Origin of the sequence: Rufibacter ruber, assembly GCF_001647275.1 — a bacterium.
Lineage (GTDB): Bacteria > Bacteroidota > Bacteroidia > Cytophagales > Hymenobacteraceae > Nibribacter > Nibribacter ruber_C.
Map to the genome: position 1 here is coordinate 80,805 of NZ_LRMM01000003.1, position 24,432 is coordinate 105,236.

Annotated in this window: 19 protein-coding genes; 12 read left to right on the forward strand and 7 right to left on the reverse strand. The window is 53.5% G+C overall.

Annotation, left to right across the window (positions count from 1 at the left end):
- Nucleotides 1–133: 133 nt before the first annotated feature.
- From A8O25_RS02055 to A8O25_RS02100, 9 genes are all read left to right on the forward strand, one after another.
- Entirely contained in the window at nucleotides 134–2,416 is a 2,283-nt protein-coding gene (locus A8O25_RS02055; protein ID WP_074987926.1) for an alpha-N-acetylglucosaminidase, read from the forward strand.
- A gap of 38 nt (nucleotides 2,417–2,454) precedes the next feature.
- Nucleotides 2,455–3,888 carry a Gfo/Idh/MocA family protein gene (locus A8O25_RS02060; RefSeq protein ID WP_082893386.1) on the forward strand — a complete coding sequence of 478 codons (1,434 nt, stop codon included), beginning with the start codon at nucleotides 2,455–2,457 and terminating at the stop codon, nucleotides 3,886–3,888.
- Between the two features lie 171 nt (nucleotides 3,889–4,059).
- On the forward strand, nucleotides 4,060–4,719 hold the full coding sequence (locus A8O25_RS02070) for a hypothetical protein (RefSeq protein ID WP_153042549.1): 660 nt from the start codon (nucleotides 4,060–4,062) through the stop codon (nucleotides 4,717–4,719).
- 182 nt (nucleotides 4,720–4,901) lie between these two features.
- Nucleotides 4,902–5,162 (forward strand): hypothetical protein, encoded by a 261-nt coding sequence (locus A8O25_RS02075; protein WP_066830127.1) that lies wholly within the window; start codon nucleotides 4,902–4,904, stop codon nucleotides 5,160–5,162.
- Between the two features lie 252 nt (nucleotides 5,163–5,414).
- The gene (locus tag A8O25_RS02080; protein WP_066830128.1) at nucleotides 5,415–9,410 is read left to right on the forward strand and encodes an AAA domain-containing protein; all 3,996 of its coding nucleotides are present in this window, start codon (nucleotides 5,415–5,417) and stop codon (nucleotides 9,408–9,410) included.
- Nucleotides 9,400–10,326: a hypothetical protein gene (locus A8O25_RS02085; RefSeq protein ID WP_066830131.1), complete on the forward strand. Its 927-nt coding sequence runs from the start codon at nucleotides 9,400–9,402 to the stop codon at nucleotides 10,324–10,326. The genes A8O25_RS02080 and A8O25_RS02085 overlap by 11 nt, the downstream gene beginning before the upstream one ends.
- A 396-nt stretch (nucleotides 10,327–10,722) precedes the next feature.
- Entirely contained in the window at nucleotides 10,723–11,049 is a 327-nt protein-coding gene (locus A8O25_RS02090; protein WP_066830134.1) for an ArsR/SmtB family transcription factor, read from the forward strand.
- The gene (locus tag A8O25_RS02095; protein ID WP_066830137.1) at nucleotides 11,046–12,008 is read left to right on the forward strand and encodes an SRPBCC domain-containing protein; all 963 of its coding nucleotides are present in this window, start codon (nucleotides 11,046–11,048) and stop codon (nucleotides 12,006–12,008) included. The genes A8O25_RS02090 and A8O25_RS02095 overlap by 4 nt, the downstream gene beginning before the upstream one ends.
- Before the next feature lie 11 nt (nucleotides 12,009–12,019).
- Complete coding sequence (locus tag A8O25_RS02100; RefSeq protein ID WP_066830140.1) at nucleotides 12,020–12,397, forward strand: DoxX family protein; 378 nt, start codon at nucleotides 12,020–12,022, stop codon at nucleotides 12,395–12,397.
- Nucleotides 12,398–12,688: 291 nt separating this feature from the next.
- Here A8O25_RS02100 and A8O25_RS02105 read toward each other — a convergent pair whose 3' ends face one another.
- Nucleotides 12,689–14,383 carry a hypothetical protein gene (locus A8O25_RS02105; protein WP_066830144.1) on the reverse strand — a complete coding sequence of 565 codons (1,695 nt, stop codon included), beginning with the start codon at nucleotides 14,381–14,383 and terminating at the stop codon, nucleotides 12,689–12,691.
- On the opposite strand from A8O25_RS02105, the gene A8O25_RS02110 reads away from it, so the two are divergent.
- Nucleotides 14,349–14,819: a hypothetical protein gene (locus A8O25_RS02110; RefSeq protein ID WP_153042550.1), complete on the forward strand. Its 471-nt coding sequence runs from the start codon at nucleotides 14,349–14,351 to the stop codon at nucleotides 14,817–14,819. The genes A8O25_RS02105 and A8O25_RS02110 overlap by 35 nt on opposite strands.
- Nucleotides 14,820–15,667: 848 nt before the next feature.
- Here the strand turns inward: A8O25_RS02110 and A8O25_RS02120 are convergent.
- From A8O25_RS02120 to A8O25_RS02135, 4 genes are all read right to left on the reverse strand, one after another.
- A complete protein-coding gene (locus tag A8O25_RS02120) occupies nucleotides 15,668–16,735 on the reverse strand; it encodes an endonuclease/exonuclease/phosphatase family protein (RefSeq protein WP_066830152.1) in 1,068 nt (355 codons plus the stop codon).
- Nucleotides 16,736–16,896: 161 nt separating this feature from the next.
- On the reverse strand, nucleotides 16,897–17,379 hold the full coding sequence (locus A8O25_RS02125; RefSeq protein ID WP_066830154.1) for a gliding motility lipoprotein GldH: 483 nt from the start codon (nucleotides 17,377–17,379) through the stop codon (nucleotides 16,897–16,899).
- Nucleotides 17,376–19,082, reverse strand: a complete 1,707-nt coding sequence (locus A8O25_RS02130; RefSeq protein ID WP_338152722.1) for a PSP1 domain-containing protein — start codon at nucleotides 19,080–19,082, stop codon at nucleotides 17,376–17,378. The genes A8O25_RS02125 and A8O25_RS02130 overlap by 4 nt, the downstream gene beginning before the upstream one ends.
- Before the next feature lie 339 nt (nucleotides 19,083–19,421).
- Nucleotides 19,422–20,579 carry a zinc-dependent alcohol dehydrogenase gene (locus tag A8O25_RS02135; protein WP_066830157.1) on the reverse strand — a complete coding sequence of 386 codons (1,158 nt, stop codon included), beginning with the start codon at nucleotides 20,577–20,579 and terminating at the stop codon, nucleotides 19,422–19,424.
- A gap of 162 nt (nucleotides 20,580–20,741) precedes the next feature.
- Between A8O25_RS02135 and A8O25_RS02140 the strand changes: the two genes are divergently transcribed.
- Nucleotides 20,742–21,599, forward strand: coding sequence for a GNAT family N-acetyltransferase (locus A8O25_RS02140; RefSeq protein ID WP_066830159.1), 858 nt, complete (start codon nucleotides 20,742–20,744; stop codon nucleotides 21,597–21,599).
- Nucleotides 21,600–21,654: 55 nt separating this feature from the next.
- Complete coding sequence (locus A8O25_RS02145) at nucleotides 21,655–22,230, forward strand: glycosyl-4,4'-diaponeurosporenoate acyltransferase CrtO family protein (protein ID WP_066830162.1); 576 nt, start codon at nucleotides 21,655–21,657, stop codon at nucleotides 22,228–22,230.
- A gap of 124 nt (nucleotides 22,231–22,354) precedes the next feature.
- On the opposite strand, the gene A8O25_RS02150 is transcribed toward A8O25_RS02145, so the two are convergent.
- Nucleotides 22,355–22,855 carry a hypothetical protein gene (locus A8O25_RS02150; protein WP_066830165.1) on the reverse strand — a complete coding sequence of 167 codons (501 nt, stop codon included), beginning with the start codon at nucleotides 22,853–22,855 and terminating at the stop codon, nucleotides 22,355–22,357.
- Between the two features lie 12 nt (nucleotides 22,856–22,867).
- Entirely contained in the window at nucleotides 22,868–24,022 is a 1,155-nt protein-coding gene (locus A8O25_RS02155; protein ID WP_066830167.1) for a zinc-dependent alcohol dehydrogenase, read from the reverse strand.
- Nucleotides 24,023–24,432 lie beyond the last annotated feature (410 nt).

Genomic DNA, 24,432 nt, shown 5'->3' on the forward strand with positions numbered 1-24,432 from the left:
TGAAGGTTCGGGTCACCGGAGTGTATAGAAAAGCTGTTTTCGGCCTGTTTTTCAGAAAACAGCGAAAACAGAAAATTGGCAGGCGGCCTTGATGTTTAGCTCCTGCCAGAAAACTATCTAATGTTAAACTTGAATGAAGGTGCAATCCCCCTATAAAACCCCCTTACTTTTCACCCTGACGCTGTGGTTAGGCTTGCTCAGTTTTGGCTGCGCCCGAAAGAATGTGACCCCCACGGCCTCTACGGCTCCAGCGGCAGCGGCCAATTCTACTACAGATGCCGTAGCTGCTAAAGCCTCTTATGACCTCATTAAGCGCATAGTAGGCAAGTACGCAGACCAGTTCGTGGTGGAGTTCATCCCAAAGGAAGGGGAGAAGGACGTGTTTGAGGTGGAGAGCCTGGGCGGCAAGATTGTGCTGCGCGGCAATAACGGCGTTTCGGTGGCCAGTGCACTGAACCATTACCTCAAATATTACACCCACAGCAGCATCACGTGGAACGGCAGTAACCTCAACCTGTCAGACAAGCTGCCCGTGGTAACACAGAAAGTGAGACAGGCAAGCCCGTATAAATACCGCTACTACCTCAACTACTGCACGTTCAACTACACCATGAGCTGGTGGGACTGGGAGCGCTGGCAGTGGGAGATTGACTGGATGGCCCTAAACGGCATCAACATGCCGCTGGCCGTAACGGGGCAGAACGCCATTCACCGCCGCGTGTACAAGAGCATGGGACTGACGGATAAGGATTTGGAGAGCTTCTTCAGCGGCCCGGCGTATTTTGCGTGGTTCTGGATGGGCAACCTGGACGGCTGGGGCGGCCCGCTGCCCGTGAGCTGGATGGACAGCCATGAGGCGCTGCAGAAGCAGATTCTGGAGCGGCAGCGCGGCCTGGGCATGACGCCTATTTTGCCCGCTTTCACCGGCCACGTGCCACCGGCTTTCAAAGACAAATTCCCGAAGGCCAACCTGAAGAAAACCAACTGGGACGAGATGTTCCCAGATGTGTACCTGTTGGATCCGGACGACCCGATGTTCGTGGAGATTGGCAAGAAATTTATTGAGGAGGAAATCAAGACCTTCGGCACTGACCATTTCTATACCTCAGACACCTTCAACGAGAACCAACCGCCGTCCAGCGATTCTCTGTTCCTGAACAACGTGGGCCAGAAGGTCTATCAGTCTATGGCGGCGGCAGACCCCAAAGCCACCTGGATTATGCAGGGCTGGCTGTTCCATTTCTCCCGTGATTTCTGGCAAGCGCCCCAGATTCAGGCCATGCTCAACGGCGTGCCCAATGACAAGATGATTATCCTGGATTTGTGGAGCGAGAAGAACCCCATGTGGCAGAAGACAGAGGCGTATTATGGCAAACCCTGGATTTGGAACATGCTGCACAACTTCGGGGGGAACGTGAATATGTATGGATTGATGGATAGAGTGGCTACCTGGCCAGCTGAGGCGCTGCACCACCCCAACCGGGGCAAACTGACCGGTATTGGGCTCACGCCCGAAGCCATTGAGCAAAACCCGGTCATGTATGAGCTCATGATGGAGAACGCCTGGCGCGAAACGCCTATTGACCTTACCTCCTGGTTGAAAGGGTACACCCATCGCCGGTACGGCAAGGAAAACGCCAGCGCCAACCAAGCCTGGGAAATCCTGCGCCGCACAGTCTATGCAGACAGCGTGACCTCGGGCGGGCCCGAATCTATCATTGTGGGCCGGCCTACGTTCAACAGGAACGCCGGAGGGGCCACCACGAATTTTACCTATAACCAACTGGAGCTTGTCACCGCCTGGGATAAACTCATAGCCGCCTCTAATGACTTAAAATCAGCCGAAGGCTACCAGTTTGACGTGGTGGATTTAACCCGTCAGGTATTGGCCAATTACGCTACCCAGGTGCAGCAGCAGTTCGCGAAAGACTACAAGAACAAAGACGCGGCTGCTTTCAAAAAGCACAGTGCCGAGTTCATCACGCTGATTGAAGACCTGGACCGGCTGGTCGCCACCCAGGAAGACCTGTTGCTGGGCCGCTGGCTCAACGCCGCCAAGGCCTGGGGAACTACCCCTGAAGAAAAGCGCTTATACGAAAAAAACGCCCGTAACTTGTTGACTCTCTGGGGTGACAAAGACAGCAAGTTGAGTGAATACGCTAACCGCCAGTGGGCCGGTCTCCTGAATGGCTATTACAAACCGCGTTGGCAGCAATATTTCAGCTATGTGAACAGCCAAATGGCCAAAGGGCAGGCCATAGACCAGAAAGCCTTTGATGCCAAAATCAAAAACTGGGAGTGGCAATGGGTGAACAGCACTGAACCTTACCCAGCTAAAACCGCCGGGAACTCGGTGACTGTGGCCAATGAGTTATACCAGAAGTACCATGCCACTATCAGGAACAGCTACAAATAGAAACTAACAAACAGCTTAGGTAATTTAACGTGAAGATTATGAACCGGAGAAACGTACTGAAATCATTAGGCCTTTCCATTGGGGCAGCCGTGATTAGCACAGAAGCCCTGGCGCATCTGGGTGACAACAAATATTCCTATAAAATCCCGGAGAACCCGCTCTACGGGCCCATGGCCAAACCGGTGACCGCTATCTCCATTGGAGCCGGTAACCGCGGAACCGTGTACGGGAACTTCGCCGCAAAATTCCCTGAGCAGTTAAAGATTGTGGGCGTGGCCGAACCCAACCAATACCGCAATGACCGTCACGCGCAGGTGCATTCCATCTCGGCAGAAAACCGTTTCCAGACCTGGGAAGACGTGTTCAAAAAGCCCAAGTTTGCTGATGCCGTGATTATTGCCACCCCAGACAACATGCACTTTGAGCCCTGCATGAAAGCCCTGGCCATGGGCTATGACATCTTGCTGGAGAAACCCATTGCACCTACCGAGAAAGAGTGTCGCCAGATTCTGGACATGGCCCACAAAACCAATAGAATTGTAGCGGTTTGCCACGTGCTGCGCTACGCTCCGTACTTCGTGAAAATGAAGGAACTCATTGCCCAGGGTGCTATTGGCGAAGTTATCAGCGTGCAGCATTTTGAGCCTATTGAGCACACGCACATGGCCCACAGCTACGTGCGCGGCAACTGGCACAACTCCAAAGAAACCACGCCTATCATTCTGGCCAAATCCTGCCATGACCTGGACATCATCAAGTGGGTGGTGAACAAGCCCAGCCAAAAGATTGTGGCCATGGGCGATTTGAAGTGGTTCAAGAAAGAAAACGCCCCCGCCGGCAGCACTGCCCGCTGCACTGACGGCTGTAAAGTAGAGCGCGAGTGCCCGTACTCGGCTATCAAAGAATACTACGAACGGCGAAACCGCAACAAGGTGCTGGACTTGCCAACTGATAAATCACAGCAAGATGCGGCCATCATGGAGCGCCTGAAAACCACCAACTACGGACGCTGCGTGTACCGCATGGAAAACGACCAGCCAGACCACTACGTGACCAGCATTCAGTTTGCTGACAGCGTAACGGCCAACTTCTCTATGGAAGCCTTCACGTCTTACCATGACCGCCGCACCCGCATCATGGGCTCTATGGGCGACATGGTAGGCGACATGAAAGAACTGGTGGTCACCGATTTCCGCACCCGCAAGTCAACCACGTTTGTGCCTCGGGCCGAAGACGTGGAAGGCTACAAAAACAGCGGTCACGGCGGTGGTGACTGGCTTCTGGTGCGTGATTTTGTGCAGGCGGTGGCTCAGCAAAATCCTGCCTTGTTGACGTCTACCATTGATGAATCCATTGAAAGCCACGTAATGGGCTTCATGGCAGAGGAAAGCCGCAAGAAAGGCAAAGTCATGGATATTAAAATGGAGAAAGTAAAGACTCCTCAAGGCCAGCCACAGGCGTTGAAAAGCTAGTCTAATACCTAGTTTTCCTGAATGAATTCCCGTTTTGGGGCTGTTTTCACGAAAACAGCAAAGGGAATTTTTGTTTAGGCCAGAACTTACTGGCCCGATGCAATAGCGGTCTGATTTGTATTGCGTTGTGCATTGTGTAAATTAACCACAGGAGCTTTGTATAGTAGCAGCTTGGCAAATGATGTATACCTTTTTGCGTTGTTATCATGGAAGCTGCCCCGAAAAGAAAAAGCTGAGTTCTGTTTAGCCATGCCGTTAAGGGCAAGCAATAAATTATATATGACTGTAGACTTAAAAAGGATTGTTCTCACGACAACAGCTTCCTTCATGGTTGCCACTCTCGTATTCCATTTCGATGGTCAGGACCAAGGTGCTTTTTTAAGTCCTTTCCTTTTCTCAATAGCAGTAATATTGACCAATCTTGACAGGATTGTCATAAATAAATTCATAGCAATCGCCCTTGGGCTTATTCTGACGTTGCCTGTTTTCTTCATTACAATGCTGTCAGCAATCGGATTATCTAGCGTAATGGGCATGGGTTCAATAATTGTATGCTCCATTCTTGCAGGAACGCTTATGTTCCTTGTCAACAGCATATTCATAAGAATGGGAAGCTTTAAAATGGGTTTAGCAATTACAATGGTCGCTTCATTATGTGCCTTTCCTTTAGTAGAGCAGATGAAGAAGCACAATCTCGGTTTAAATATTACAACTGTACTTGCTACCGACCCAAGCCTTTTTTTTATTTCTTGGCAAACATTGGTTGGGTTAGGGATAAGCATTGGAATTTGGGCAAAAGCAGAAAAAAAACCTGCCCCTAACATTGTTTAAATGTCAGCCTTCGACCGACGGCCTTGCTCGTTGTTAATACTAGCCGTCAGGTCAAACTTGAAATATTTAAGAATTTATCTGTTCCTGTAGGAAAAGGAATCTTTGGGATTTGCAAAAGTCTAGAAATGGATATAGGCAAAAGACAGTAATGCCAGACAATTACAATCATTAAACGCTACTATATGAAACTCCAATTAGACACCAAATCCATCATGATTGGCTTTTTAAGCGCAGCCTTGTTAATCTCGGCTTTTAGTTTCAAGAATGACAGTTCCGGGAATGGAGGAAAATATCAGACATCTATGGGAGAAAGAGGAATAATTATACTAGACACAGAAACAGGAGCTTATATAATCAACACTGATGCAACGAACTCTGGGTGGCGGAAAGGGAATTTTGAAAACACTTTTAAGGTAAGCAAAGACAATTTAGATAGAAAGTAATATTGTGGTAAAGTGGCTGGTTCCGTTCCACAAGAATTTATCTCCAAAACACGCAAACTTGACTGACAGAAATGCGTTTTCGGGCTACTTTCAGAAAAACAGGTCAAAAACAAAAAGATAAGAACGAGCAGTCACTTGAAAAACAAGCATGTCCTAAAACGTTAAACGGCGGCCGATTGCCTTCTGCCGTCGTTTAGCCAAACACGTTAAATCCTTCGTAAAACACGCGTCCGGCTCCACCGTTTACCCCATATGCCCAACCCTGAAACTCCGCTTCCGCACCTGCTCAAACAGTACCAGCGCCGTCTGCTCAACCTCAGTGGCTCTAACCGTTCGCTCGTCTTGCTTAAGCCGTCGGCTAGTCTGCACCTGGATTTGCACGCGCTGGACCACGCGCACAAAGGCCCTTCGTTTGAGTATATCAAAGAGTTGCTGGCGGGCAAACAGAACATCACCCTCTGTGCCGTTGCCGATGCCCGTGATGCCACCTTGGCCTCGCTCACCAAAAGCCTGAAAACCATTCAGCGGCGGGCGCACATGATTTGGGAGGAGCGCGGCGCGAAGGAGCTGTTCGTGGGGTATCCCATGGTGGAAGGCGCGTTCCCAGACGGTACCCTGGTGCGGTGCCCGTTGCTGTTCTTCCCCGTGGAGCTGAAGGTGAACGAGAAACGGCAATGGCAACTGGTTCGGCCCGAAGCCACACCCGCGTTCTTCAACAAAAGTTTCCTGCTGGCCTACGCGCACTACCTCAACCTCAAGCCAGATGAGGCGCTCATGGAAGAAGATTTTGACGAATTTCCTACAGATGATTTACAATTCAGAACCAAGCTCTACGAACTGCTTCGCGATAGCAATATCGACATTAACTTTAACCAGGAACTGCTCAAAGACGCGCTCCAGCCGTTCAAAGCCTACAAACGCGAAGACCTGGAGAAAACCTGGAAGCCGGGACAACTGAAACTGCAGCCCGAGGCGGTGCTGGGCATCTTCCCGCAGGCAGGCTCTTACCAGTTGGCAGACTATGATGATTTATTGGAGAACCCGCCCGCCGCATCATTAGAAGAATTGCTTCTTCCGCAAGCGGAAATCAACCCAACGCATGCGCAGCTGGAGCAACAGCTGTTCACCGCCTTTGACGCCGATGCTTCACAGGAGGCGGCGCTGCGGCAGGTGAAGGCGGGGCAAAGCGTGGTGGTGCAGGGTCCGCCGGGCACCGGAAAATCGCAGCTTATCTGCAATCTGGTCTCTGACTACCTGGCGCGGGGCAAAAGCGTGCTGGTGGTCTGCCAGAAGCGGGCCGCGCTGGACGTGGTATATCAGCGCCTCTCCACCACCGGCCTGGACCAATTCTCTGCGCTGGTGCATGACTTGAACCTGGATCGCCCGGCCGTGTTCAGTAAAATCAGAACGCAGATTGAACAGGTAGAAGAATACAAACGGCAGAACGTGGCCTTGGGCAACATCCACGCCGAGCGGCAGTTTCTGGAAACCAGCCGCCGCATGAACCAGATCAGCGAGCGTTTGAACAGCTTGAAAGACGCGTTGTTTGACACCTCGGTCTGCGGTTGGTCGCCCAAAGAACTGTATTTGCGTAGCAACCCGCGCGCACCGCATCTACCCGCCGAGGCCGTCTTCCAGCACTTCAATGCCCAAACCTGGCCCGATTGGCGGCCGCGCCTGCTGCATTACCTGCAAGACGCGGTGCTGCTCCAGAACCTGGATTTCCCGTGGAACGAACGCCGTTCCTTCCACCACCACACCTGGACCGAGCGCCAGAAACTGACTCAATTGCTCACTGCTATTCCCGCTTCGGCGCAAGCCGTGGCCACCCAAGTGAAGGAACTGCTGCCACCCCAGGCTGAAGTCTGGGACGCGCTGCAAGCGTTGCTGCAGGAGCAGTCCACGCTTTTACAGGTGCAGGAAGCCTTGCAGGACAAAGCCGTTTCCAGGCTGTTTTTTGGAAATCTGGCCCAAACCAAAGACTTTAAAACCAGGGAGGAGCAGCTGCAGCAACTGCAGAAAGAAACGGCAGCGGCGCAGACCAAACTATCATCAGAAGAGGCCATTCAGGTAACCCAACTACTCGCGGAGCATGACCAGGCGCAGAGCGGTTTCTTTAGTAAAATAGGCTGGGGCTTCTCTTCGGCTAAAAAGAAATTATCGGCGTTCGCCGAAGGCAAAAAACTCACGGATCCAGACACGGCGGTAGAGCACCTGCGCATGGCCTTGAAGCAGTTGGAGACGCTGCAAACCAGTTGGAAAACCCTGCAGGAGCAAGAGCCGTCGCTGGAAATTCTGGCAGATGTGTATGGGTCCGCCGCAACGCAGGAGTTGACGCATTTGCAACAGGCGTGGGAACTGAGAAAAATGGTACACAAACTGATGGCTTACGAGGTGCTGCCGGAGGAACTGCTGCAGCTGCGCGTCGAGCGTTTTAGGGCTGTTTTTTCTGAAACGTTGCCAAAACTCCAGGCTTTGCAGGAAAAACTTCGGGAGTGGGAACAATGGTTGACGTCTTCTCAAATTGAAGCGTTGGCCACCAGCCCCGCCGCTGCCCAGGAAATGGCGCAGAGCCTCAACGAGCATTTTGATAGAATGGTGGCCTTTGATGCGCTGGTGCAAACGTTTTCGCCGGAACTGAAAAGCTGGCTGGAAGAAGTACGTGCGGCAGTGCCTGAAAGCGTGGAGGCTCAACTGCGCGCCATTGAGAACAGCGTGCAGCTGGCCTGGCTGCAACAGCTGGAAGGCCAGAACCCCGTGCTCACCATTGTGAGCACCGGCGAACTGGAACGGTTGGAAACGGAATTACAAGAGAAAATCAAACAAAAAGCGGAATTCAGCCGCCAGATTATTCTGCTCAACCTGCGCGAACAGACTTACAAAAACATGGAGTACAACCGCCTGGGCAACCCGGTTACGTACCGGCGGCTGCTCACGCAGGTGAGCAAAAAGCGCATGCTGTACCCGCTCCGCAAGCTCAACGCCGAGTTCGGGGATGAGATTCGGCAGTTGTTGCCGTGCTGGCTGGCCTCACCGGAGACGGTATCGGCGTTGTTTCCGCTGGAGCGGATTTTTGATTTGGTCATCTTTGACGAGGCGTCGCAATGCTTCGCCGAGGTGGGCGTGCCGGCCATGGTGCGCGCCAAACAGGCCGTGATTGCCGGCGACGAGCAGCAGCTGGGGCCGTCAGATTTGTACCGCGTGCGGTTTGGCAACGAAGAAGACGAGACGGAGGAACTGCTGGTGGAATCTCTCTTGCAACTGAGCGCGCTGCACCTGCCGCAAACCCTGCTTTCTGAACATTACCGCAGCCAATACCCAGAGCTGATTCAGTTCTCTAACCAGAATTTTTACCGCGCCAAACTGCAACTAATCCCGCGTCTAGAGGCCATGAACACCGCGGAACCGGCGCTGCAATATTTGAAAGTAGACGGCGTGTGGGAAAACCAGACCAATAGGGTAGAGGCCGAGCGCGTGCGGGATTTGGTCTTCGAACTCATCGCCAAAGGCGAAACCAATGTGGGCGTGATTACTTTTAACTTTCCGCAGCAACAGCTGGTGCAGGACTTGTTGGAAGAGCACGCGCTGGCGCAGAATGTGCCTCTGCCCGAGGAACTCATCATCAAGAACATTGAGAACATTCAGGGCGATGAGCGGCAGTACATTATCTTCTCCATCGGGTACGCGCCAGACGCGGGTGGCGTGGTGCGGGCTATGTTTGGCAGCCTGAACGCCGCCAAAGGCGAAAACCGCCTGAACGTGGCCATTACGCGCGCCATTAAGCGGGTGTACGTGGTGACCAGCCTGTGGCCCGAGCAATTCCCGGTGGAGAACGTGAAGCACCCCGGCCCCAAACTGCTGCGCGAATACCTGGCCTTCGCCAAAGAGGTGAGTGAGAATGGGTTTTCGCCCCAACCCTCGGCCCCGGCCGGTATTCCTTCGGCGCTGTTGTTGTACCCGGCGCTGCTGGAAGAGTTCGGGCAGAATAGTACAAATCTGGAAATGTCATTGGAACTTCCCTTCGCTGACCTCACTTTCCGCAACGGCAACCGCTATGAGGCCGTAGTGTTAACCGACGACGATTTGTACTATAGACGCCCTTCCGCCAAGGCATCTCACGCTGATGTGCCCCTGCGCCTTCAGGCCCGCGGCTGGAAATACGGCGCGGTGTACAGTCGGCAGTTCTGGAGCCAGCCCCAGCAAGTCTGGCAGAGACTAACCGAACTGACCCAACACTATGAAAAGTAAATTACTGGAGGTGACGGCAGGGCTAAGCCTGCTGATTGCCGTGGCCTGTGACAGCGGCTCCGCCAAAACCGAAGACGCTACCGCCGAAAACACTGAGAAAAAGGAAGGCAAAAAGAAGAAAGACAAAAATCCCGCCACCCAGGGCTTTGCCGTCAACAACAACTATGATTTGCAGGAGGTGAGCAAGATGGGCAAGAAAACCGTGCCCGAAAGCTCTGGCTTGGAAGCCTCTGCTGATGGAAACTTCTGGACCCACCCAGACGCCGGCAATGACGCGGTCTTATACAAAATCAACCAATCGGGCGAATTGCTGGAGACCATGAACGTGCAGGGCGGCAAAAACAATGACTGGGAAGACATCGCCCGCGGCGAAGACGGTTTCCTGTACCTGGGCGACATGGGCAACAACGAGAACGCCCGCAAAGACCTCCAGATTGTGAAGGTAGATGAGAAAGCCAAAAAAGTGGTGGGCACCATTCCGTTCAAGTACGCCGACCAAACCGAGTTTCCGCCGTCTAAGCAGAACCTGAACTTTGACGTGGAAGGCTTCCTCATGCACGGCAATAACTTCTACCTGTTCACCAAAAACCGAGGCAAAGGCGACTGGGTGAAACTCTACAAAGTAGCCAACCAAACGGGCGCTTCACAAACCGTGCAGCCGCTGGACAGCGTACAGATCACCACCAAAATCACCGCCGCAGATATTTCACCCAACGGGAAAAACATCGCCCTGCTGGGCGAAGGCTGGGTGTACCTGTTTGAAGCCGACAGCCCTGACAGCGCGTTCAAAGGCAAGAAAGAGCAAATCCCATTAGGAAAAACCGGTCAGGCCGAAGGGTTGGTGTTTGTGAATGACACAGATATGATGATTTCTAATGAGAAAGGCACGCTGTATATGCTGAGCCTGAAGAAGTAGGGACCTCACCCCCGGCCCCTTTCCCGTGGAGAGGGGAGAGCGTACATGCGTTTTCGGGCTGTTTTAGCTAAAACAGGCCGAAAACGGAAATATCATTTAGCCCTTACAGGTTGCAAAAACCTGCGAGGGCTTTTTATTTAACCTTGTTTTCCCCTTTCAGCTGTTTTTAGGCTGTTTTCTCAAAAACAGCCTAAAAACAGGAATTCCTCCAAATCGTTTTCAAATTGTCTTCTTAAACTAAGGTCCCTTTCAAGTGAGTTCTTCCTCAGCCTTTTACATCAGCACTGCCACATTATAATTTGAACAAATCACACGGCTGGGGAAAATCAAATAAAAATTTTGCAACTAAATAGTTGCGCGTATCTTTGCAACCATTTGGTAGCGTAATGAATGAGAATGGAAACAAGACGAGATGTATTTCAAGCCATAGCCGACCCTACCAGACGCGCCATCATCATGTTGTTGGCCGCTGGTTCCATGACCCCCAATGCCTTGGCTGAACACTTTAACAGCAGCAGGCAGGCAGTTTCTAAGCATCTCCAGGTTTTGACGGAATGTGAAGTTTTAACCCAGGAGCAAAAAGGCCGGGAAATTCATTACCACCTAAACTCAACCAAAATGAAAGAGATTGAGCACTGGCTGGAACAGTTCAAGCAACTGCTCTCCAAGCGGTTTGACCAACTAGATGATGTTTTGACCAAACTTAAAACAAATAAAAAATGAACAAAGCCATTCTTTTCAATTTTGAGGTGGAGAAGGAAAATAACCTCATCAAAGTAGAGCGGAGCTTTCAGGCACCCAAAGACTTGGTGTGGGCCGCCTGGACAGAGGCTGATATTCTAGACCAATGGTGGGCTCCTAAACCTTGGCAGGCTGTGACCAAAGCCATGGACTTTACCGAAGGTGGCCGTTGGCATTACTACATGCAGGGCCCGGAAGGAGAGCGGCACTGGTGTCTGTTTGAGTACAAGCAAATTCAACCGCAAGTTTTTTATGCGGGTATAGATGCTTTCTGTGATGAGAATGCCGTTTTACACCCGTCTATGCCCAGAGTAACCTGGAAAAACACGTTCACGGCAGACGGTGACAGCACGGTGGTGCAGGTGCGCATGCAATTTGAGAAGCAGGAAGATTTGGAAACCATCATTCAAATGGGCTTCAAAGAAGGCTTCACTGCCGGGTTGGAGAACCTTGACCAATACATTGCCGCCCAGTTTTACCTGCGCAAGCAAAACAAACCCAACCACAAAGCAAGAGTTACCAGCTATATCAACTTGCCGGGTACTACAGAAGAAGCCTTCAATTTTTACAAATCGGTTTTCAAGACAGAATTTGTGAATGGCATCAAAAGATTTGGGGAAATACCCGCCGCCCCCGGCCAGCCACCCGTGGCCGAAGAAATAAAGAGAATGGTCCTGCACGTGGAGTTACCGTTGTTAGGGGACTATGTGTTGATGGGAACAGATGCACCTAAAGAAATGGGTTTTACACTTTCTAAAGGAAACAACATGCACATAAGCCTGGAACCAGAATCCATGGAGGAGGCTACCAGGCTTTTCAATGAGTTGTCAAAAGAAGGTGAAATTGAAATGCCGTTACAGGAAATGTTCTACGGCGCGTATTATGCCGGTTTCACAGACAAGTATGGCATTAACTGGATGATTAATTACCAAAACAACTAGCGCTTTTCACCATGAAACAGAAACTTCTAACCGGTCTTTCCCTGCTGTTCGGGTTGCTCCTTATCAACGGAGGCCTCAACAAGTTCTTTAACTACATGCCCGTTCCGGAGAACCTGCCCGAGGAACTGGTGAAAGACTCCACCGCCCTAATGGAAATTGCCTGGTTAATGCCCTTAATTGGCTTCGCCGAAGTGCTGGGCGGCATTCTCATTATCTTCCCCAAAACCAGGGCGCTAGGCGCTTTGGTGATTTTCCCGGTCATGGTGGGCGTGCTGCTTACCCATCTTTTGGTGGAGCCCAGCGGATTACCCATTGCCTTGGTCATCTGGGCTATCCTGCTCTGGATTATCTATGAAAACCGGAAGAAATACTTGCCCATGGTCAGCTAAAGGTTTTCAACTGCCAGACCTTTCTATTTTAGTTGAGACAAAGAATCTGTTTGAGATTTCTGGGAAGGTTCTGCTGGCGTAAGCCGCTGCCGGTGCCTGCGTTTTGGAGCTGTTTTCAGAAAAATAGCCCAGAAACAGTAGGTCTAGCTGACATTTGTTCATAAACCAATACGTGCGTCTGAGGCAATTATAAATTTGAGAATCTTATCGAAATTTGAGAACCTTATTAAAACAAAAATTCCCCGCTGACCTCAGCGGGGATTTTTGTTTTAGTCAAAAGACTTTGGCAGCCTAGTCTAATTCTTCTCTGGAAGAAGACCCGCCGCGCGAAGAATTTCCGCCGCGGTTGCGGTTGCCGTAGTCATCATTGTCGTTATAGGAATCCCGGCCGTAGGCCGAATTGTTCTCGTAGCCAGAGCCACCGCCGCCGTAGCTGGAGCGGTTGTCACCCATGCCAGAAGAGCCGTAGCCCCCGCGGGAGCCCATGTCATTGCTAGACGAGCCGTACCCGCTGGAAGAGCCGTAGCTGCTTCCGCCCTGGCCGTAGCCGCCCATGCCGTAATCACGGCTCTGGTTGCCGTAGCCGCCGCCGGTCATAGAGCCGCCGTGGCCATGGTCACGGCCGCCGTTGTGTGAACCGGTGCCCGATGATTGGTAGCCGCCTCTGGAGCCCATGTCATTGCCCATGTTGCCGTAGTTGGAACCTCCAAAGTTTCCGCTGCCAGAACCGCCGTAGTTGCTTCCGCCTTGCGAGCCGTAGCCACTGTTTGAACTGCGTGACCCGAAGTCACCGCCCTGGGCATTGTAGGTGCTGTAACCGCCGCGGTCACCGTAGTTGCCGCCGCTCATAGCGCCGTAGCCGCTGCTGTCGCCGCCACGGTTGCTACCGCCGCGCGAGCTTCCTTGCCACTCTTCATTGCCGCCCATTGATGAGCCATAGCCGCCTCTGGAGCCCATGCTGCCAGAACCGTAGTTGCTTCCGCCGCCCTGTGAACCAGAGCCGCCGTAGCTGCCCTGGCCATAGTTAGAGCCGCCTTGGTTTTGGGTGCTGTAGCGGTTTCCGCCTTGGCTGTAGCCGCCGTCAAAGTCTGAATTGCCGTCATAGCCGCCCTGGGAGCCTCGGCGCGAGCCGTACTCTTCCCCGTAAGAACCGCCGCGCGACCCCATGTTGCCATACGAGCTGCTGTCCTGGTTGCTGTAGCCCTGGCTGTACCCGCCGTGGCTGCGGCCGTGGTCGTTGCCGTGCATGCCGTAGCCGCTTTCAGAGCCATAGCCCATCTGGTTGCCATAATAGCCAGAGCCGCCGTAGTTAGAGTAGCCGCCGCGGTCAGATTCTGAACGGCTGGAGTTTCCGGCGTAGCCCCCCTGGGAGCTCATGCCGTACGGGTTGCTGCCCATGTTAGAGCCGTAACCGCCGCGGGAGCCCATGTCTGATGAGCCGCCGTAGTTGCTTTGACCAGAATTGCTGTTGCCCATGGAGCCATACCCCTGACCGTAGTTGGAGCCGCTGCCGGAGCTGCCTTGGGAGCCGTAGTTAGAGCTTCCGCCCTGAGAGCCGTAGCGGTTGCTTTGGTCATCATGGTTGTTCCAGGAGTTTCCGCCGCCAAAGCTGCCAGCGCCCATGCCCCCAAAGTTGCCTCCGTACGTGCCGCCCATGCTGCCGTAGCTGCCCTGGCCGCCGTAGTTGCCGCCCTGTGAGCCAGAGCCGGAACCGTAGCTGGAGCCACCGTAGTTGCTGCCGCCGCCCTGTGAGCCTGAGTTGCCGTAACCGCCCTGGCCGTAGTTAGAGCCACCGCCCATGTTGGAGCCGTAGCCGCCGCGGGAGCCCATGTCATTGTCCTGGTTTCCGTAACCGCCCTGGCCGCCGTTAAAGTTGCCGCCGCCGCTCATGCCGCTCATAGAAGAGCTGCCCTGGTTGCCCAGGTCGCCGCCCTGTGAGCCGCCGTAGCCCATGCCGCTTCCCATGGAGGCAGACGAGCCCGCCATGGAGTTGCTCTCCTGGTCAGAAGAGCCGGTGCTGGCTGAGGTTGATTTCCCAGAAGCTCTTCCGCCTGTTTTTGAGGTAGAGGCACTGGCTTTGGTGCTGGCTTTGGGGGTTGATGATTTGCTGGTGCTGCTTTTCTTAGAAGAAGAGTCAGCGCCTGTGGTGGAGGTGGCGCTTTTCTTAGAGCCGGTGCTGTTGGTGGTACCGCCGGCAGCCGCCGACCCTGAAGTGCCAGAGCCCATGCTGGAAGTTGTACCGGAGATGCCAGAGGCGCTCACCCCAGAGAGGGAGGCGTCTGAGTTAGAGCTTTTACCAGAAGTACCGCCGGTGCCGCCGCTTGAGGCGCTGGTGCCGGTGGTTCCTGAAGAGGATGCAGATGCGTTAGTACCCGTGTTTCCGTTTGAACCAGAAGAGGAGCCAAGATTATTACTTTGCTGATCTTTTTGATTGTCTTTCATAGTGATTCTCCTTAGTTAATGGTTATAGAATGGTTTTGGGTAAGCAGATATTTGCCTGGGAGCCAAAAACAGATGTCCTTGCTCAGAGGCAAGTGTTAATACTATACGAGTGCGAATGCGCATGGTTAAATCCCAGTGGCTGAATTTTAATTTGTTAGGGAGAACTCTCCTTTTCCTGAATCTTTCTTACCTAAAAGCCATGGGTTGCCCCTGTGGGGCGAAGAAAATCAGGAGTTGTGAAGTGAATTTTATAAGAAAAGTCAGAAACAGCGGTTTTCTGTTTTAGGGCAGTTTTCTCAAAAACAAGCCTAAAACAGAACCAGATTGCCCCGCGAATGGCAGACGGCTTTACAAAAGGTCATAAAGCAGAAAACGTCTGCCCACGGGGATTTTCCCGTTCAGGGAAGAACCTCTTTGCCTATACGGTAATTCAGGCCCCTAAGCGCTGTGAGCATTTACAGGTATAAGTTAAAGCAGAAAATAATCTCCGGGGAAAAGGGCAGCGGGCAGGTGGTTTCAGGCAGGGGTTGGGGCCGCCGCCTTGCCTCCTGCGCCAGAACTAGCAAGCGTACGGAAAACCTGCGGGTGTCTGCCGCAACGGCAGGCGTTGTCTTGGCAGCTTCTATGGCTACGCCTTCTTTTAGGCCGAATAGGTTGAGCATATCGTCTCCCTGCGCGTCTTGGGGCTACACTCCCGCACCCTAAAAGAGAAGCCCTGCGCCGGTATGGAGAACCGGGCAGGGCTTCTGCGTTTCTGGCCTGTTTTTAAGAAATCAGCCCTAAAACGCACGTCTGTATACGGGTGGTGAGGAACTCTGCCATTCCCAGTCAGGTAGGCGACTGCTGGATATTTTCTTTGGCTTCATTCAGGAGCTCTTCCGCGTCTTCGGCCTCTTCTTGATCGGGTTCCGGAACCTCGTGCTCGTCTGCCTCCAGCGGCTCATAGTTCAGCCTAATGAAGATGGGGAAGTGGTCAGACCCGAAGAACCCCAGACATTTCATTCTAATGAGCCGGAAAGCGGGGTCATAAAAGATATGGTCAAGCGAGTACCGGAAAAAAGGCACAAACGCATTGTACGTGTTGTAGAAGCCCCGGCCTATGCGGGGGTCCAGCAGCCCGCTGATTTTCCGGAAGAGGTTGGTGGTATATGACCAGGCCACGTCATTCAAGTCGCCGGCCACTATGCTGGGGTACGGGGAGTCTTTGGCCATCTTGGCGACGGTTAAGAGCTCTACCTCCCGGGTATCTGTGTCTTTGTTCAGGTGGGGGGGCTGCGGGTGTACGGTAAACAGGTCAAACTTCTTGCCCGTGGGCAACTCCACCACCGTGTAAAAAGAAGGAATGCCTTCCTCTACCAGGTACCGCACCTCAGTATGGTTCAACTTGAACTTGCTGAAGAACATCATGCCGTACGTGTTTTCCAGCGGTTTTTTGATGCAGTACGGGTAGCGTTCATCTAGTTCGGCAATGGCGTCTGCCCAGGCTTGGTTGGGTTCGTTGATGAGCAGCATGTCCGGGTCTGTCTCACGCACCACCTTCAGGAACTTCTTGTAGCGGGTGTTAGACATGCGCACATTGGAAATCATAAAACCGAAGGAGTTCTTGGGTGCTTTTATCTTGGAGCGCAACGCCTGAACCCGCACCAATGGCGTGAATTTATAAATGTGCACCAACTCAATGATAGCGGCAGCCACCAGCATGGCGGCAAAAACTTTCTGCGGGCCATGGCCGAGGCCGTAAAGCCACTCATACACCACCAGCACCGACACGGCCAGCACTGCCACCTGCACCCGGGGGAAATCCAGCATTCTGACCCACCATTGCGTGGTTTTGATGAGGGGCAGCAAAGAAGCCAGAATGGCAAAGCATCCTAGAATCTCCAGGGTCAGTTTCATAGGCGATGGTGGTTCTGTTATCGGTACAAATACTGAAAAAACAGATTAGGGTTTCCTGTGTAGAAGACCCTACGGCAGAAAGTGGGGAAAGGGCACAAAAAAAGCGTTTCTGGCCTGTTTTTTAAAAACAGGCCAGAAACGCTTAGATATGCGAAAGACCGTTATTGGGCTACTTTCTCAACTCTTACCCCCACAGACATGATGCCCGGCAGCGGGTCCTGGCGCATGTACTGGTTGAGCTTGAGCCGGTACGTACCGGCTTGCCTGAACGTGACATTTTTAAGCGCCCTGAACTGGTGGTCAAAGATGTCTCCCGCGCCGCTGCCCAGGGGCTCACCCGTTTTAGGGTCCATGAGGTACATCTCATGCAGATAGGAGTTTAGCAGCTCTCCGTTTGGGGCCGTAAGGTAATGACGCAGGTACAGGTTGTAAAACGGGTAATGCACGGCGTTGCGCACATTGAAATACACGTTGAACCGCTGGGTGGTGTCTGTGATCTCAAACGTATACACCGGGGCCAGGTTCACAGGCCACTGGTTCTCCGGTAGGTCCTGATTCTCTTCAAACACCCGGTTGGTGTCACAGCTGGCCAGGAGCAGCATCAGGGCAAAAAGGCCGGAAACGCGCATTAAAAGTTTTCTCATGAGGCGTCTGCGTTTGGAGTAGGGCCTGCATTGTCTGCCTTGCCGCCGTTAGGCTTACGGTTGCGGTTGTTGCGGCCGCGGTTGCGCCTGTTGCGCTGTTCTCCCTCTGGTTTGGGGCCACGCTCTGCCTGCAGCGCGGCCATCACGGCCGGAAGGCCGGCGGCGGGTGCGTCAGCGGTGGGCTGAGGACGGTTTTGCGGCGGGCGCTGGCCTTGCGGTCTTTCACCGCGCGGCGCACGGTTGTTCTGGCCGCCTTCGCGGGGTGGTTGCTGCTCCCGGGGTGCACGGTTCTGCTCCCGCTCCGGCCTCGGTTTTGCCTGCGGTTGCTGGCCTTTGGGTTGCCCCTGCGGCGGCTGCTGCGGTTCCCGCTCTGGGCGGGGTTTGTTTTCGGCGCTGCCGGAAGGCCTGGCGTTGCCGCGCTCCGGCCGTTGCCTTGGCTGACTGGCGTTAGGCAACCCAGACGGACGGTCTTTGCGGGCTTCTGGGGTAGGGGCGGCCTGAGCCAGCCCTTCTGCGGCGGCTGTGGCGTGGCCGCCTGCTGCGCCTGCTGCGCCCTTGTTCTTTTTCTTGTTGCGTTTCTTCTTATTCTTGAACTGTTCGTCCAGGCGGTCAAGGTTGCCTTCCAGCGACTCAACAAAGTCTACCACCTCTTCCTGCTGCTTTTTCACCTCTTCGGCTAAATTTTCAGGCATGTCACCGGCGGCGTTCATTTTCAGGACCTCGTGCACGCGCTCAACCGCAACCGGGAACCAGTTGCTGTCACCTTTGTAGCCAAACCACATGATGCGCCGGAAGATGTCTGTCTTCTGCAAATAGGCGTCACCGGCTTTGGTCTGCAAAGGGCGGTTCACGGTAGGGATGTCTTTGAGCGCCTCCATGTACGTTTCCAGCTCATAGTTGAGGCAGCACTTGAGGCGCCCGCACTGGCCAGACAACTTGCTGGGGTTCAATGACAGGTTCTGGTAGCGTGCAGCCGTAGTGGAGACGCTTCTGAAATCTGTAAGCCAGGTAGAGCAGCAGAGTTCGCGCCCGCAGGAGCCAATGCCGCCCAGCCTGCCGGCCTCATGCCGTAGGCTGATCTGCCGCATCTCAATGCGCACTTTAAACTCCTCGGCCAGCTTTTTGATCAGCTCCCTGAAGTCAACCCGGTCATCTGCCGAGTAAAAGAAGGTGGCTTTGGTTTTGTCTGCCTGGTACTCCACATCAGAAAGCTTCATTTTAAGCTGGAGCTCCTGCACAATGGCGCGGGCGCGGTACATGGTGGCAGATTCCTGGTCACGGGCCGCGTTGAACTTCTCCATGTCCTTCTCAGTGGCCACGCGGTAGATGCTCCTGATCTCGTCATTGTTCTGCACCTTCTTCTTGTTCATCTGCAGACGCACCAGCTCCCCTTTCAGGGACACGTGGCCAATGTGGTGGCCGTTGGGCACGTCTACCACCACGGGGTCACCGGTAATGAGGGGCAGCCGGTTCACGTTCCGGAAAAATTCTTTACGGCCCCCTTTGAACCGGATCTCCACTATATCAAACTCCTTGAAAGACACGGGTATCTCCATGTCTGAGAGCCAATCAAATACATTTAACCGGTTACAGCCTCCCGTGCTGCAACCGCCGTTGCTTTTGCAGCCGGCCACCACTTCGCTGCCATCGGCTGCGGTGGTTTTGGTGCTGCATCCGCCACTAGAACATGAACTACATCCCACGGGTAAATTCCTTTATATCTATAATTCTTGTTTTCACAAATAACAGGTGACGCAGGCAGACAAGTCCATCGGCTACGCCGATGATCAAAAATGCCACGCTTGTAAATCAGCGCGTTGTAACGGTAGAACCGTAGAAATAGGCTGCTACCTGCAGGTTGGGGTTGTTTGCCTGAGACCCTAATTAACAAATATAATAACTTAATTTGAATAGGCAGGCACCGGTAGCCTACTTATCAACCTTCTGTTTTTCTGTTTTCTGAAAAACAGGCCAAAAACAGACAGCCCAGTCACTAAAAAGAGCGCCAAAGCGCTCCTTTTTTAGTGACTGAAAGCTTGGGGTCAGGGTTTCAAGACCACTTTCACGCAGTTGTCTTCCTTCTTTTTGAAGATGTCATAGCCGTGGGCCGCATCTGCCAGCGGGAGGGTGTGGGTGATGATATCTTCCAGCTTTACTTTACCGTCAACCACCAGTTGCATAAGGTGGTCAATGTAGTACTGGACCGGTGCCTGCGTACCCATCAAGGTTACGCCTTTGTCAAACCAGCGGTGAATGGGGAAGTTATCAAACGGGGAGCCGTACACGCCCACCACGCTCACCACACCCGCCCTGCGCACCGCCCGCAGGCAGGCTTCCAGAATTTTGGGGGTGCCTTTCTCCAGGTTGATGACTGCTTTGGCTTTCTCCAGCAGGTTGCGGTCAGCTTCCATGCCCACGGCGTCTATGCAGACATCTGCCCCGCGGCCCTCAGTGATGCTTCTGATGTACTCCACCACCTGGTCTTCACTTTCCCAGAGCAGCGTCTCTGCGTTGGCTGACCGTTGGGCCATTTCCAGCCGGTACGGTTGAATGTCTATGCTGATGACCCTGCCGGCGCCCATGAGCCAGGCAGATTTAGCCGCCATGATGCCCACGGGGCCCGCCCCAAAGATAGCCACGGTTTCCCCGCCCCTGATCCGGCCCCAGTCAGCGGCCGCCCAACCGGTGGGGAAGATGTCTGTCAGAAACAGGACCTGCTCGTCTGTGAGGCCTTCTGGCACTTTTCTGGGGCCGAAGTCTGAGTATGGCACGCGCACATATTCGGCCTGGCCGCCGTTAATGCCCCCGTAAAGGTCTGTGTAGCCAAAGAGGGCGGCGCCTTTCTCACTCATCAACCCACCGTCTGGGCCGTATTTGTCATTTGAGTTTTCACACTGGGTGGGCCAGCTGTTGTTACAGAAAAAGCAGTGGCCGCAGGCAATAGGGAACGGTACCACCACGCGGTCGCCTTTCTTGAGGTTGGTCACCCCGGGCCCCACTTCCTCTACAATGCCCATGAACTCATGGCCCAGCACCATGTCATTCATTTGGGGGACAAAGCCGTCATAAATATGCAGGTCTGAGCCGCAGATGGCCGTAGAGGTTACTTTGATGATGGCATCACGGGGTTCTTCAATGATGGGGTCTGGAACGGTGTCAACACTGACATCGCCAATTTTGTGGAAGACAAGTGCTTTCATTTTGTGTGTCGGTTAGGTAAAAGGCTGACCCTCAAGGTGTGTCAGTACATAGGCTAAACGGGTTTTTACGTACTCAGTTGCCCGTGGGGCAGTAGAACTACTGAGTTGGAAAAAGAGGAGTAATTTTGTTATTTAGACTTCCCCTAGCCCGCTTTCACAACTATGACCTTTTCTTTTGCTGATTCTGCCACCGTGCCGCAACTGTGCACCCTGTTCAACACGGCTTTTTCTGACTATGTGTTGCCTTTGGTGCTGACAGAGGCGGTGATGGAAATGAAACTGACCCGTGATGGCACCCACCTCCACCTTTCGCCGCTGGCGCTGAATGAAGAAAAGGAGCCGGTAGGTTTTATCCTGAACGCCCTGGGCGAATGGCGGGGCAGGAAAACCGCCTATAACGGAGGAACGGGCGTAGTACCCCACGGCAGAGGCCACGCCTTGACAGAGCGCATGTACCAGTTCTGTATACCGCGGCTGCGGGAGCAGGGCGCTGAGCAGTGCCTGCTGGAGGTGATTCAGGAGAACAAGCGGGCGCTGGCCATTTACCGGCGGCTGGGCTTTGCGATACAACGTACCTTCAGGTGCTTCAGGCTGGAAAAAGAGCTGTTGTCCTGGCACGCCCATTTGCCCCACGGGGTGACACTGCATAAGGTGGCCGGGCCAGACTGGCCCCGCTACCAGACCTTCTGGGAGATTGAACCCAGTTGGCAACACCACGTGGCGGCCATTGGCCGAAGTGGCCACTATGTGCAGGTGGTAGAGGCGCGCCTGCAGCACGAGTGTGTGGGGTACGGGGTTGTCTACCCTTTAACTGGCGCTATTGCCCACCTGGCGGTGGCCCCTGCGTGGCGCGGGAAAGGCATTGGGCAGGCACTTTGTCAGAAACTGGTAGAGATGGTCAGCGCACCCGCGGTCACGGTGGTGAATGTAGATGCGCACGGTGCCAGTCTGTTGAATTTTGTGCAGGGGCGCGGAATGCAGGAGACCCTGGGGCAGTATGAGATGGTGTTGGATATATGATCTGCCATGATACCTTTGCCCAATTCATCTAATAGACAAGTTTTTACTTTCTGATATGACCACGAACGCCAAAAGCTGGGGTATTTCCATTTTCGCCACCATTGTGACAATAGTGCTGTGCCTGGTTTTTTTCAGAATGTTTACGGTGGAGAGCTTTGTCTTCAGCTGGGGTCTGAACTTTCTGCTCATGGGGTGGTACACAGTGGTGATTACACTGCTTAAACCAGATTTGGACTGGTCTTACTTTCAACCGAAGCCCTTTGAGCAGGAGGGCAGGTGGTATAAATATCTGGGGCTGCATCTGTACCGGAAACTGCTGGTGGCAGTAGGGTGGGAGAAGATCAGCAAGCAGAATAATCCGGTGAAGAAAGAGCCGGCGTGTCTACAGACATGTGAGCGGAATACCCGCATCTCTGAGCTGGGCCATCTGATCATTGCCGTAATTGTCTTCGCTATTGCAGTTTTTTTTACTTCCTCTGTCACAGAAAGCAAATGGCTAATCATTTTGAACGTGCTCCTCAATATCTATCCCATCTTACTGCAGCGGTACAACCGGCCCAGGTACAGGAAAATTCTGCAAAGAATGGAGGCACGTCAGCATGATCAGGAATTGGTGAGGCTGTTGAAGTAGAGTAGTATCCTGTTTTGGAGCTGTTTTCAGAAAAACAGGCTAAAAACAGGAGCTGAAAAGGAGATAAAAAAAGCGCTCGGCAGTGGTTAACACTGCCGAGCGCTTTTTGTAAAGTAGCGAAAGCTTAGCCTCTGCGGGAGCCGCTCTTCTTGCCCATTTGCCAGGCCACCACGGCCGCCACCAGAAAGGCGCCAATGGCGGCTTTCTGGATAAGCCCTGAGCGGTCATGTTTTAAATCAGCGTTCATGCCTTTCTCTGCGAAGATGTTGGGCACTTTGCCGTCTTTGAAGTCTTCAATGATGCCTTCCACCACATTAATGCGGTCTGCCAGCAGCATGGGCAGCCAGCGGCGGTACTGGTTCTCTGTATGTTTGAATGCGAAACGGCGCAGCATGCCGCTCAACCCGCTGGGGGGCACCGCCGTCCCGAAGACCGCGCTCACGTTGGGCCTTTCTGTGGAGTGGTGCACCTCAATGTTGATGGGCTGCTGCGTGGGCCTTTGCCAGTTGTAGCCGCCGTGGTCATCTGCAGAGCGTTTGCGCATGGGGTACGTGGGGTCATTCTTGGGGTCGGCGTCTATGCCCCAGCCAATGATATGGGAATAATTATTTGCTAATGTTTCCATGAGGGTGTTGCGTTAGATTCTGGCGGTTGATGGAATAAGTACCGGTTTGATGCAGTTGTCCAGCTTCTGGGAGAAGATGCGGTAGCCTTCTGAGACTTCCTCCAGCGGAATGCGGTGCGTGATCAGGCCTTTAGGGTTCAGCACCCCGTTCTGCACGTGCTCTATCAATCTTGGCAGCAGGCGCTTTACAGAGGCTTGGTTAGCCCTGATGGTAATGCCTTTGTTCACCACGTTGCCAATGGGCACCAGGTTGTCAGTGGGGCCATACACGCCCACAATAGACACAATACCGCCTTTTTTCACTGAGTTAATGGCCCAGTGCAAGGCAGTGGCTGAACCCGCTTGCAGGAACAGCTTTCTACCGGTAATGGTTTGCATGGCATTGCCGGCGGCCTCAGCGCCTACGGCGTCAATGCAGACATCAGCCCCCATCCAGTCAGTGGTTTCTTTCACAAACTGCACCACGTCACCCATCTCCCTGAAGTTGTAGGCTTCGCACTGCGCGTAGTTTTTGGCAAATTCCAGGCGGTATTCCACTTCGTCAATGATAATGACGCGGCCGGCACCAAAGAGCCAGGAGCAGCGGGCGGCCATGATCCCTACCGGACCGGCCCCAAACACCACCACGGTGTCTCCGGGCTGTATCCCGCCCATTTCGGCGGCCTGGTAGCCGGTGGGCACCACGTCTGTCAGGAGCACCGCATCATCTGGGTCCATTCCCTCTGGGATCACCGTGGGGCCCACGTTGGCGTAAGGCACGCGGGCGTACTCGGCCTGGCCGCCGTTGTAGCCCCCGGCGGTATGCGAGTACCCAAAGATACCGCCCACGGCCGTGGCCTGCGGGTTGGACTCATGGCAGTTGCCGTACAGTTCCTGCTTGCAGAACACGCACTGGCCACAGGCTATGTTGAACGGCACCAGTACGTGATCACCTACTTTTATTTTAGTTACCTCAGAGCCCACTTCCTCTACAATGCCAGTGAACTCATGCCCAAACGTGGTGCCTACGCGGGTGTCTGGCACGGAGCCGTTGTACAGGTGCAAATCTGAGCCACAGATACAAGACCGGGTCACCCGCACAATGGCATCTTGCGGATGTTCGATTTTTGGCATTGGTTTTTCATCTATTCTGACCCGCAGGGGGCCTCGGTAATTCATTGCTCGCATACTATTTTCCTTTGGGGTTAAGGTGAGACATCAACGCGTTTGAAACTTGGTTAATTGGGACTTACCCGGTTTTGCCTCCGGAGCCGTCTATTAGATTACTTATATGCGGGATTTTAGTTGCAAATGCGCAGTAACCGGCAAAACCGGAGGGCGGGTACGCAGGGTAAACAGGAACATGCCCCACCGGTGAAGCGGGCTGGGGCGGGCGGTTCTGTTTCTGGCCTGTTTTTGCGAAATCAGGCCCAAACCAGCGGGTAGCTAAGGGAGAGGGTGTTTCAAGGTTGCCTTTGGGCCGAGACGGAGCATAGCCTGAACGTGCCGGTACGCTTCTCTGGTCTTGACGGCACTGCTACGGGGGCCTAACAACGCCTTGGCAGGACCCCATGCTGCCCTTGCCCTTCATCATTGAA